This window comes from Acinetobacter legionensis (assembly GCF_048552295.1).
GTDB lineage: Bacteria > Pseudomonadota > Gammaproteobacteria > Pseudomonadales > Moraxellaceae > Acinetobacter.
In genome coordinates this window covers 255323-267499 of sequence record NZ_JBIMCW010000002.1, presented here as the reverse complement: position 1 = coordinate 267499, position 12177 = coordinate 255323, and the positions used below count along the sequence as shown (strand labels likewise).

General features: G+C 39.6%; 12 protein-coding genes. 7 read left to right on the top strand and 5 right to left on the bottom strand.

Annotated features, from left to right (window positions below; genetic code table 11):
- Window positions 1-12: 12 nt before the first annotated feature.
- On the bottom strand, window positions 13-1131 hold the full coding sequence (locus ACG916_RS02810; protein ID WP_419327054.1) for an endonuclease/exonuclease/phosphatase family protein: 1119 nt from the start codon (window positions 1129-1131) through the stop codon (window positions 13-15).
- A gap of 185 nt (window positions 1132-1316) precedes the next feature.
- On the opposite strand from ACG916_RS02810, the gene asd reads away from it, so the two are divergent.
- The 5 genes from asd (at window position 1317) to truA (ending at window position 7272) form a co-directional block, all read left to right on the top strand.
- Window positions 1317-2435, top strand: a complete 1119-nt coding sequence (asd, locus tag ACG916_RS02805) for an aspartate-semialdehyde dehydrogenase (RefSeq protein WP_056516877.1) — start codon at window positions 1317-1319, stop codon at window positions 2433-2435.
- A 162-nt stretch (window positions 2436-2597) separates the two neighbouring features.
- Window positions 2598-4103 (top strand): FimV/HubP-related protein, encoded by a 1506-nt coding sequence (locus ACG916_RS02800; RefSeq protein ID WP_419330501.1) that lies wholly within the window; start codon window positions 2598-2600, stop codon window positions 4101-4103.
- Between the two features lie 47 nt (window positions 4104-4150).
- A complete protein-coding gene (fimV, locus tag ACG916_RS02795) occupies window positions 4151-5443 on the top strand; it encodes a T4P machinery localization factor FimV (RefSeq protein WP_419327052.1) in 1293 nt (430 codons plus the stop codon).
- A 48-nt stretch (window positions 5444-5491) separates the two neighbouring features.
- Window positions 5492-6466, top strand: coding sequence for an asparaginase domain-containing protein (locus ACG916_RS02790; protein WP_419327051.1), 975 nt, complete (start codon window positions 5492-5494; stop codon window positions 6464-6466).
- A gap of 8 nt (window positions 6467-6474) precedes the next feature.
- Complete coding sequence (truA, locus tag ACG916_RS02785; protein ID WP_105713977.1) at window positions 6475-7272, top strand: tRNA pseudouridine(38-40) synthase TruA; 798 nt, start codon at window positions 6475-6477, stop codon at window positions 7270-7272.
- Between the two features lie 88 nt (window positions 7273-7360).
- Here the strand turns inward: truA and ACG916_RS02780 are convergent, their stop codons facing one another.
- A complete protein-coding gene (locus tag ACG916_RS02780; protein ID WP_004718084.1) occupies window positions 7361-8371 on the bottom strand; it encodes an AraC family transcriptional regulator in 1011 nt (336 codons plus the stop codon).
- 228 nt (window positions 8372-8599) lie between these two features.
- Between ACG916_RS02780 and infA the strand changes: the two genes are divergently transcribed.
- Both infA and ACG916_RS02770 read left to right on the top strand, forming a co-directional pair.
- Window positions 8600-8821 (top strand): translation initiation factor IF-1, encoded by a 222-nt coding sequence (gene infA / locus ACG916_RS02775; RefSeq protein ID WP_004718087.1) that lies wholly within the window; start codon window positions 8600-8602, stop codon window positions 8819-8821.
- 360 nt (window positions 8822-9181) lie between these two features.
- Window positions 9182-9583 carry a hypothetical protein gene (locus tag ACG916_RS02770; protein WP_419327050.1) on the top strand — a complete coding sequence of 134 codons (402 nt, stop codon included), beginning with the start codon at window positions 9182-9184 and terminating at the stop codon, window positions 9581-9583.
- Window positions 9584-9727: 144 nt separating this feature from the next.
- Here the strand turns inward: ACG916_RS02770 and leuB are convergent, their stop codons facing one another.
- The 3 genes from leuB to leuD form a co-directional block, all read right to left on the bottom strand.
- Window positions 9728-10807, bottom strand: a complete 1080-nt coding sequence (gene leuB, locus ACG916_RS02765; RefSeq protein WP_336952198.1) for a 3-isopropylmalate dehydrogenase — start codon at window positions 10805-10807, stop codon at window positions 9728-9730.
- A 42-nt stretch (window positions 10808-10849) separates the two neighbouring features.
- Window positions 10850-11419, bottom strand: coding sequence for a hypothetical protein (locus tag ACG916_RS02760; protein ID WP_336952200.1), 570 nt, complete (start codon window positions 11417-11419; stop codon window positions 10850-10852).
- A gap of 105 nt (window positions 11420-11524) precedes the next feature.
- Window positions 11525-12175, bottom strand: coding sequence for a 3-isopropylmalate dehydratase small subunit (gene leuD / locus ACG916_RS02755; RefSeq protein ID WP_419327049.1), 651 nt, complete (start codon window positions 12173-12175; stop codon window positions 11525-11527).
- Between the last annotated feature and the right edge of the window lie 2 nt (window positions 12176-12177).

The following is a 12177-nucleotide window of genomic DNA, read 5'->3' as shown; positions in this document are numbered from 1 at the left end:
TTTGTCAGACAATCAGGTTCCAACTTTATAACTTTGCGCAATTTCATCGGTTACCCGCTTTTCCTCTTTCTCTGCTTTTTCAATTCCTTCTTGAATCGCCTCTTGCGCTTCACGCTCATCCGCGTCTGTTTGCTCCAACTCTTCTTGAGTCTGCTCAAAAATACGCCCTGTTTGTAATACTACATAAATCGGAAAATGATCTGAACCCACATGAGGCAGCCGTTGCATATGCACTAAAGCAAAATCTGTACTATGAAATAAATGATCCAAAGACCATCTCAAAAACTTATAGTCAGCATGGAAAGTGTTGATATATCGACGCCCCACACGTGGGTCAAGCAAACCACTGATACGCTGAAATAAACGCGTTGTGCGTGACCAAGCAACATCGTTTAAATCACCCATAACAATACAGCTCTCATCCAAGTCTTTAATCTGATCCCCCACAATAAGCAATTCAGCATCACGTAAAGTCGAGTCTTTGGCTTCTGTTGGGCTTGGTGGTTTGGGATGTAAACAATACAGTTGCACTGCTTGCCCAGATGGTAAAATCACCGTGGTATGAATAGATGGAATTTCATCACTGAGAATGAATTTAACCTCTGTATCGACCAACATGAGTTTGCTATACAAATGCATCCCATAGAGGTTGTCTAAAGGTATAGCCACACGATAAGGATAGTCTTTTTCAATTCGAGCTAGTTCATTTTGCCAAGTTTGATCAGTTTCAAGCGTCAAAACAATATCAGGCTGGTGCTGTTCAATTTGCTCAAGCAATAAATGATATTGATCATTCGGTGTCAGTACATTCGACACAATCACTGAAATTTGCTGATCAGGATTAAGCTGATCTTTCGTCACCTGTTTAACTTGTTTCTTCCAAACGAAGGTATAAGGCAAAACCATCTTTAATTGAAAAGCTAAGGCAGCAATCAATAAAAATAAAATCACCTCACGGATCAAGTCCCAGGGCGCTGTCCAAAACAACATCAATACCATTGCAATCAGACCAACAAATAATATCTGCAAGCGTGGAAAATCAGCACCTCTAAACCACCATTCATCACGGGGAATCAGTGACCAGAAACTTAGCCAAATCACAATCGACGCAAGTACTTCTATCCAAATCATATTTTGTCACTCTTATATTCTTAATTTTTGCATGATTCATAAATTAATATCAATTTTGCATGTATCATAAACAAGATATATTGCACAATATAGTGGTGTTTTCATTGTGTATGCTATTGCAGTTACACACCCTTTTGATACACTCAAACCCCCTTTTATTTTTTAACGCACCGAGGCAAAGTGGCATGAAAGTAGGTCTGGTCGGTTGGCGCGGGATGGTTGGTTCTGTCCTTATGCAACGTATGGTTGAAGAGAATGATTTTGCTCATTTTGAGCCATTCTATTTCTCTACCAGTAACGCAGGTGGTGAATCTCCTGCTTTTGGTGGTAAAACTGCTCCAGCACTTATGGAAGCGACGGACATTACCAGTCTGAAGCAAATGGATGTCATTATTACCTGTCAAGGTGGCGACTATACATCAGAAGTCTTTCCTCAGCTAAAGGCTGAAGGTTGGAAAGGCTATTGGATTGATGCAGCTTCTACATTACGTATGGATGATGAAGCAATTATTGTACTCGATCCAGTCAACTTAAATGTTATCAAAGACGGTTTGGTCAATGGTATTAAAACATTTGTTGGCGGTAACTGTACGGTTTCGTTAATGTTGATGGGCATGGGTTCACTCTTCCAACACAATTTAGTGGAATGGATGACGGCGATGACTTATCAAGCCGCTTCGGGTGCTGGCGCGCAAAACATGCGTGAGCTGATCACTGGTATGGGGTATTTATATAACAATACTCAAGACTTGTTAGATGATCCACGTTCTGCGATTTTAGATATCGACAGCAGAATTGCCGAATTACAACGTGGCGAAGCTTTCCCGAAAGCAAACTTCGGTGTGCCTTTAGCGGGTTCTTTGATCCCTTATATTGATAAGCAACTTGAAAGTGGTCAATCTAAAGAAGAGTGGAAAGGTCAAGTTGAAACCAACAAGATCTTAGGTAATGCTCAGATTGTTCCAATTGATGGTCACTGTGTACGTATTGGTGCAATGCGTTGTCACTCTCAAGCCTTAACATTGAAATTGAAAAAAGATGTTCCGCTTGATGAAATTGAGGACATGATTCGTCAGTCTAACCAATGGGCAAAAGTGGTTCCAAATACACGCGATGCGTCAATGACGGATCTTACCCCAGTAGCTGTGACTGGTACTCTATCTGTGCCAGTAGGTCGTTTACGTAAATTAAATATGGGTAAAGAGTATTTAGGCGCATTCACTGTTGGTGACCAATTACTTTGGGGTGCCGCTGAGCCTTTACGTCGTATGTTACGTATCTTAATCGACTATAAAAATGCTTAAAGTCACAAAAAACTTATAAACAATGAAAAAGCCGATCTATCTTGATCGGCTTTTTTATGTAACTATGTTTATGTAACTCTAATGTTAATATTTTACATATAGACTACAGCTAAATATTGTATTATGGGGATGCCTTGAACTTTGTCAGAACAATGGATAGAGATGACTGTATATAACAAATTAAAAATTGCCATTTTAGCCATCATGACGTCGCAAGCGGTGAGTGCGATTACAATAGACCCGATCCAAGTTCAATCAGGGTCTGGTGATCTGCTTTATGCTGAAATGAAGTTTAGTAATGCAAATTCAAATGAAAAAATAGAAGTCGGATTAGCCGATGCAGATGATATTCAAAATATTGGTATTTCAACGCAAGCACCTGGACATTTAAATTTTTATACTCGTCGTTCTGGAGATGGCACTGGGGTGATTGTGATTACCTCATCTCGCCCGATTGTTGAATCTGAATTAAATATATTATTAAAAGTCAAAGAAGGGAGTGCGACCCATATTCAGCAAGTCAAAGCCCCATTGACCCGTGGGCGTAGCAACATTCCTGCTCCAATGAGCAATGCTTTAGTCAAAGAAAAGCCTCTGACACCTCAAATCATCGTTAGCGAAAAGGATATTGCATTAAATTTACCAACCAGTACGCAATACCACGTGACAACATCAGAAGTCTTAACTCCACCAGCTATAGCAACCAAAGCAACGATGACAACGGATTCAGCTGGTACTTTGGCGATTAATGTGATTGCACCACCAGCACTCAAAACAGAACAAAAACCAACCACAGTTGCAACAAACACACCGCCTGCGGCTACAACCAATACTCCAAACCTTCGTCAAAGCAATCATCAAAGCAGTGCTCAGAATATGCCACAAACAACGGCGGTAACTGTACAGCAAGCGCCTCAACCTCCAGCCGAAAAAGCACCAGTGCCATCTGCAAAAGCTCAGACCCCACCCGCCAAATTAGACGAGCAAAAAGCAGAATCACAAAAGCCAAAAGATTCCAAAGCTGAGACCAAGCAAGCAAAACCGAATGAATCTCACGTAGAGAAATCGAAAGCAGAGTCACAAAAAGCGCTCAAACAAGAAAAGGCCAATAAAGCATTAGATAAACAACCTAAGCATATTGTTCAGGCCAATGAGTCACTGTGGAAAATTGCATCGCGGATTGCAGCAGAAACCAATCAAAGCGTTCCAGAAGTCATGCGACAAATTAAAGCAAATAATGCCAATGCCTTTATTCAAGGTGATGTAAACCGTATTCGTCGTGGTGCTGCGCTCAATCTTGCAGCAAGCTATCGTCAAATACCACAAAGCAAAAATAAAGTTGCAACGGCTGGACCTGAAATTGCCAAAAAGCAATCGGGTTCTGCCAAATATCGCTTAGATCAAGCAGAAATGAGTTTAGTCGCAGATAATGAACAACCCGCTGTTCAGAGTCAAGGAAAGCAAAATACACAGTTGAATCAGACCACTACTGAATTATCTACAAAAGTTATGACATCTCGTGAAAAAACGGTTAAATTACAGAAGAATGTGAACCAACTTGCAGCAGGTTTACAACAAAAGAATCAGCGAATTCAATTATTAAATGCTCAGCTTGCCCAATTGCAACAGCAATTAAAACAGCAGAATGCAAAGAAACCAAATAGTTAGGATATTCAAAAATATTGATTCATTGTGCTCAATGAAGGGGAAATAAAATGTTGTTGTATGTGATTCCATTTGTTCTACTTTTGGTCGTGGCCATCGTTTTAAAAAAACGAGAAGATGCCAATAAAGAAAATACCAGCACCAATAACAAAAAAAGTAATCATAAAAAGACATCGAAAAAAAATGTAGCGCGTACCGCACGTACCTCACAGAAACAACATACGACTGTTGTTGAAAATGAAGTTGTTGTTAAACAAGCAACAAAACCATTAAGCCCCGAATTAAAAAAGAATATTGAAAGACTAATTGAAGAGAAAAACTATTTCTCTGCTGAAGCAAAGATCAATCAAGTTTTAAACCAAGACAATGCTCAACATGAACTTTATCTTTATCTTTTAGATGTACATCTTGCACAAAAAGATGAATTTGCAGTGAACCAATTGATTAATCATATTCGTTCATTGGGCTTAGACGAAATCGTCATTCAAGCAGAAGAACGACAAAAAGCCAATCAAGCGGATCATCCGATTGAATCCATAGCTTTTGAGCCTTCAAGCCCTGTAGTACCTGAAATCAAAAATACAGCTGCCTTTGATGCCTTGATTGGAAATACAGAAACGATTTCACAACCAACAGTATCTGAAACTCAAAATCTTACCCATGTCGATGCGCTAGAATTTAACCACTCAACTGTCACTGAACAGAAAATTGATACAATTCAAGAACCCGTTGAGCCTTTAGAATTTAATTTAGATCCGGCTTCTCAAAAAGAAACAACACCAACAACTGAGTTTTCTTTCGAAACAGCACCACCTGCCCCAGAAGTCAAAACTGAAGCTGTCAAACCGTTAGAATTCACGTTTACAGCAAATGAACCTACAGCAGTTCCAGTTGAAAAAGCGGCAGAAGTTGAAATCGCACCAGAATTCAAACTTGATTTTGCTGAATCGATTACGCCAGTAGCTACTGAAGAAAGCACACCAGTACGTGATTTTGAATTTAAACTCACGCCTACTGAACCAGAGACACAGCCCACTTTTAATTTTGATCTAGATCCGAAACCTGAAACAGTTGAGCAAGTGCATAGCACAGCAACACTTAGCCTTGAAACGCCTAGTGAAGCTGAAACCAGTATGGCCATAGATGCAAACGACCCATTACTCAATTCATTCCCTGAGCTGGCTCAAGTGAATGAAGTTCAATTAAATTTAGACCTTGCTCAACAATATCTAAATTTGGGTGCATATGCTTCCGTTCGTGAGCTACTCTCACAAAATGAAGCAGCGTATACCGCTGAACAACGCCAACAATCACAAAATTTACTCAATCAAATAGCTTCTTAAATCTATTCGTCTTAAGATAAAGCAGTCATGAATGGCTGCTTTTTTATTATGAACAAAAAAATTGCTTTAATTTACATGGGTGGAACTTTTGGCTGTATTGGGGAGCCTTTAGCACCGATGCCTGATGCTGAGTTTATTCCACAACTCAAAAAGGTCTTAGCACCTCAGTTTAAAATTGAATGCTTCAAGGCACCCAGTATCAAAGACAGTAGTGCATGTACAGCCATTGACTGGCTTATGCTGATTCAACAAATACAAAGCCTACAACTCCAAAATTTCCAACACTTTGTCATTATTCATGGCACAGATACGCTCAGTTATGCTGCGGCGACCTTATCACGCTTTTTAGCTGAGTCCTGTCATGTCGTCCTTACTGGAAGCCAATATCCACTGCTCAATATTCAAGGGGACAATACTCGAGAATTCACCGATGCGCTGGATAATTTAAATACTGCACTGGATGCCGTTACTCGACTTCCTGTAGGCGTGTATTTGGCTTTCTACCATCAAGTTATTCATGCCAGAACCACATTAAAAGCCCATAGCACTGCTTTAGATGCGTTTAAAGGACTCAAAGCAGAACAACAAATAGCGGTAGATCATTCCGTCCTTCAGGTACAACTTTCACATCTCGAAAAAGCCAAATCGCTGAATATCGTCAATTGGATGATGGTGCCGACTGAAATATTACAGTTTGAACGTAATCTGGAAATTTTCTCCAAACATGCTCCGCATTTTCTGATCATTCAAGCTTATGGGGTAGGTAATTTAGCCGTAAATGCGAGCATTATCCAAAAAATTAAAAGCTTGCAGGAAAATGGCTGTCAAATCATTTTATCCACTCAAGTCCCTCTAGGCGGCATGGATCAGCGCTATGCGATTAGCCAATGGATCAAAGATTCAAAAATTTTAGTCAGTGATGCACTGAGCCAAGCAGATCTTTATGCCAAAATTGTTAAAATTTATTTACAATACCCCTCTTCGGAACAATGGCATGACCATTGGTATGATCATCCTGAATAGAGGTATTTATGCAACGTTTTGCAATTGGTATTGAGTTTTGTGGCATGCGATATAAAGGTTGGCAAACTCAACAGCCTGGCGTACGTAGTATTCAGGAAACCATGGAAAAGGTGCTCAGTAAAATTGCCGACGAGCCTATTATTTTACATGGTGCGGGTCGTACTGATGCGGGTGTCCATGCGACCAATATGGTGGCCCACTTCGACACCAATGCGATTCGGCCTATACGTGGTTGGTTAATGGGTTCAAATAGTCAATTGCCCAAAGACATTTCAATCCAATGGATTAAAGAAATGGATAACGATTTCCATGCACGCTTTAAGGCAAAGGCTCGTCGTTATCGTTATGTGGTCTATCAATCGGCAAACCGCCCTGCCTTATTACATAAACAAGTAACACATGCCTATTATCCACTCGATGTGGATAAAATGATTGAAGCGGCGCAAAAATTTCAAGGCACGCATAATTTTGAAAGCTTCCGCGCTGCTGCATGTCAGTCCAATCAGCCTGTACGTCATGTCAAACATTGTCGCTTAATTCGTCATGGCAATTATCTAGTATTGGATATTCAAGCAGATGGCTTCCTACACCATATGGTACGTAACATCATGGGTTGCTTACTTGAAATCGGTCAAGGTCTATATGAAGTGGATCATATTGATGAAATTTTTGCGGCACAAGATCGTAAAGCGGCAGGAATCACCGCACCACCAGATGGGCTTTATTTTATTCATGCAGATTACCCAGAACAATTTGAATTGCCTAAAATGCCTTTAGGGCCACATTGGTTAAATATGCCTGAATAATTTTTTGGGGCTGCATATAAAAAATCCTTCTCAATAGAAGGATTTTTTATATTAAAACTGTTCAGTTCGTTTCCCACAAGCATACGATTTAACGCTGCTTACGCTTTCTATATTCCACAGGCGTTTCATTGGTCCAGCGTTTAAATGCACGGTAAAAAGTACTTGGCTCAGAGAATCCAGTCAAATAAACAATACGCTCAACACTTTCAGTGGTATTGGCCAACAGTTTCTTGGCTAAGCGACAACGATAATCAGAAAGAATTTGCTGAAAACTGGTATTGGCTTCCGAAAGCTGTGTACGTAAACGACGTGGGGTAATGCTGAGTTGGGCAGCAACAGTTTCAAGGGTTGTTTCACCACTTTCCAAGGTTGAACCTATCGCACGGCGTACTTCACCCACCAAATCATAACGTGCAAGCTCTTGCAGTTTTTCAATTGCAAGTTGTTCATGCAATTGCAATAACTCAGGCTCCGCTTGCCACAATGGATATTCTAAAATGGAAGGATCAAAATAAAGACGTGTCTCTTTTTGTCCTAAACTGACAGGACAACCATAAACACGATAATACTCACCATCAGAAGCGCCATTGGCAAAATTAAAATCGATGTAAATCGGTTCAAATCGTCCTTCAGTGATAAATTTAAAGAAGCGTAAAATCCCTGAAATAGCACATTCTGAAAAATGACGATTGACGATGTTCTCACCCCAAGGCTGTTCACCATTGGTTAAATAACAACGCCCGTCATCATCAATGATCAATTTGGCATGAAATGCATCGCTAATTAAACGTTGATAAGCCAAAGCTCGCTTTAAACCTTCGCCAAAGTTTTCACTTGAAATAAACAGGTGTTCGATCACTTGCCCACGATACAGTGGCAAGTGCTCTCCGAGGTGTAAACCAATATCTGGATCATTACTGACTTCCTCCGCAGCGACCCAAAATGCAAATTGTGCATTCAATGGTGTTCGAGCATTTTGGTCGACCTGACCCAATGCTACCCCAGCCTTTGATAATATTTCTTCTGTCGGCAATCCTGCACGACGGATCGCTTGATAGCCTAATCGTAAAACAACCGAAGCATCAGTTAGCTGACTCACGCAGTGCCCTTCCTTGTATGTTATTCATTTATACTTAAAACATTTAATTTAGATTACAGTCGATTGACCAAACTGACAATATTTATCCGCTTTTTTTTGTAGAAATTGTTTAACAATATGTTCGCTTATTTTCAAGTCATCTACCGCCTTGTAATGCCGAATATTCTTGTCTTTCTGTAAAAAATTGCCTATAATTTGCGCCTTTCCAATTTGATCATCAGGTAGGCTATGGCCAATAAAGAGGAACTTATCGAGTTCGAAGGCGTTGTCACCGAAACGCTTCCTAATACTATGTTCCGTGTGCGTTTAGAAAACGGTCACGAAGTGATTGCTCACATTTCTGGTAAAATGCGTAAACACTATATTCGTATTTTAACAGGCGATAATGTAAAAGTTGAAATGACACCATATGACTTAACTAAAGGTCGTATTACATATCGTGCACGCTAAGTTTTAGTGTAAGCAAAAGCCACTTTTAGGTGGCTTTTTCATTATCCACAAAATTTACCCTCCTGCTTACGCTTTTTAGTCGTCTAGCAATTATATATCTGACACATTAAAATCTGTTTCATATACCTATTTATCACTTGTAATCCATTTACTTCAAAGTTGATAGCACTAATTTGTTCTAAATTTTTAATACAACTGATCTTTTCACAGCTTCATCAGTTCTGTCTGTTTGACTCTATTTGGTAAAATTTATACGACTTGGTTTGCCCTGCAACCGATCTACATACATATGCGTGTATATTTATTATACTGAATAGAGATCATTTCTAAATTAAGTTAACTATGGATCAGGTGAAGCTTATGAAAATATATGTATGCATGTTTTTGTTCGCCTCTATTGCACTTGTTGGATGTAACAGCTTAAACACTCGACCTGCAAATTTAGATGAATATTTACAACAATTCATTGGTAAAAGCAGTGCTGAGATTCAAAGCAATTTAAACTTTAAGGCGATGGGTTATCAGGTAAGCGATAAAATCCAAACCACTAATAACGCGTTAAGCTATACCATCCTTAGACCAATCAATATCCCCATGGCAGGAGGCAATGCGACTGTAGGGTCAAATGGGATGGGTATGCCAGTGATTCGTTATGATACTATGGGCACGCCAAGCTATGACATTAATTTCAATTGTAAAGTTACTTTTAAATTAAAAGATGGTGTTGCTGAATCTGTTGAGTATTTAGGTCGAGCCTGTTAGCTATTTTAAAGCGAATCTAATACCTATCGGTATAATGGTGAGAATATGGTTAGACTTTTATCAAAACTTATCAGAAGCTAAAATTTAAAATAAAAAACACAGCTTAAGCTGTGTTTTTTATTAGCAAGTATCTAAAACAAGTGCTTAAGCAATCACTGCAACGACAGCCTCACCCATTTCAGCCGTACCCACTTTACGCATACCATCAGACATAATATCACCAGTACGCAAGCCTTGGTCTAAAACTTGCCCTACAGCATCCTCAATGGCTTTTGCAGCCACTTCTTCACGAAAGGTGTAGCGTAGCATCATTGCCACAGAAAGAATGGTTGCAAGTGGATTGGCAACGTTTTGGCCTGCAATGTCAGGAGCAGAGCCATGACAAGGCTCATACATACCTTTGCCATTCTCATCTAAAGAGGCAGATGGAAGCATACCAATAGAGCCAGTTAGCATTGCTGCTTCATCGGAAAGAATGTCACCGAACAAGTTCCCAGTCACGATCACATCGAATTGTTTTGGCGCACGGACCAATTGCATTGCTGCATTGTCAACATACATATGTGAAAGTTGAATATTTGGATATTGCTGTTCTTTGAGTGCAGTCACTGTCTGCTTCCAAAGCTCAGTTACTTCAAGTACATTGGCTTTATCCACTGAACAGACTTTACCGCCACGTAAATTTGCCATTTCAAAAGCAACTTTTGCGATACGTTTAATTTCAGACTCTGAATAAACGTCAGTGTTATAACCTTGCTTCTCACCATTTTCGAGTTCACGAATACCACGTGGTTGACCAAAGTAGATGCCCCCCGTCAGCTCGCGAACAATAAGGATATCTAATCCAGAAACAATTTCAGGTTTAAGACTAGACGCATCCGCCAATTGCGGATAAAGGATTGCAGGGCGTAAGTTAGCAAATAGATTTAATTCACTACGAATTTTCAATAAACCACGTTCTGGACGAATTGAACGTTCAATGTTATCCCATTTTGGACCGCCTACAGCACCTAGTAAAATTGCATCTGCTTTTTTCGCTTGTTCCGCTGTCACTGCTGGGTAAGGTTCGCCATGTGCATCAATTGCTGCCCCCCCTAACAAACCTTGTTCCCATGTTAAACCTAAATTAAATTTATCATTGACACGTGTCAGTACTTTTTCAGCAGCAGCAACGATCTCAGGACCGATACCATCACCTGCCAAAATCAAAATTTGTTTAGACATTTGTAGTTCCATTTATTTTTCAGTATCTATACTGATGTGAGATTAAATCTTCTGTTCAACAAATTCGCTCACGCCAGTCACCGCATTATGTGGACGACAAAAACGGCGAATTGTCCGTTTTTCTTGAATCATATCGACACATAGTGGCGTCGGTGAAGAAACATTCAGCAAACTTCCTGAACCCTGTGACCTTAAGCGATACATCTTAAATGTGTATTTTTGATTTGCTTTAAAATCATGAATAACATGGAAAATTTCAGCATGCTGTTTAGTGATTGGATAGAATCGAATCACCATCTCATATTGCTGAGGTGGAATCGTTAAATAAACACCATTTTGATCTAAAGGCTCACCCGTTAATTTGAGATAACCCTTTTGAATGGCACTACGATTGGCACGTTGTGCACGTTCATCCATGATAATCACATCATTTAAGCGCGCAAATTCACAATGTTCTGCACCTGAACAATAGACAGAAACTGAATTTTGGCTGACATGTTTATTTTCAGCTTGCTTGATACGCATTAAATCAACCATTTGAGTAGATTGACATGCACTAAGCATAAGGCTTATTAAACCTATTAAAACACTGCAACTCAAAAACTTAGTCATTGCTCAACCCCAACCCTCACTTCACTGAGTTAACATTCATTTTGTTATACTCGCATGTTAGCAAGAGTTAGGCATTCACGCTATGTGTAAAATGTTCGCTGAAAATTAACCTTGAATTTCAGCAAATACCCAAGGGCGTGATTGTTTAGTTTTTTCTTCATAAGCACGAATTTCATCCGCAGCCTGTAAAGTCAAACCAATATCATCCAAGCCATTCAATAAACAGTGTTTACGGAATGGATCGACTTCAAATTTAAAAGCTTCACCACTTGGAGTACGAACTTCTTGAGCTTCTAAATCAATGGTTAATTGATAGCCTTCCTGAGCAGTACATTCTTTAAATAATTGATCAACAACATGTTCAGGCAAAATCACTGGCAACATACCATTTTTAAAACTGTTATTGAAAAAGATATCCGCGTAGCTTGGTGCAATCACTGTACGAAAACCATACTCTTCCAATGCCCAAGGCGCATGTTCACGACTTGAACCGCAACCAAAATTGGCACGAGAAATTAATACAGATGCCGCTTGGTAACGTGGCTTATTCAAAATAAAATCAGGATTCTTCGGACGTTTAGAATTGTCTTGCCCCGGATAACCTTCATCTAAATAACGTAATTCATCAAATAAGTTATCCCCAAAACCAGTGCGTTTAATTGATTTTAAAAACTGTTTTGGAATGATTAAGTCGGTATCTACATTGGCACGGTCTAAAGGTGCAACAATACCCTGTTCAACGGTATAAGCTTTCATAT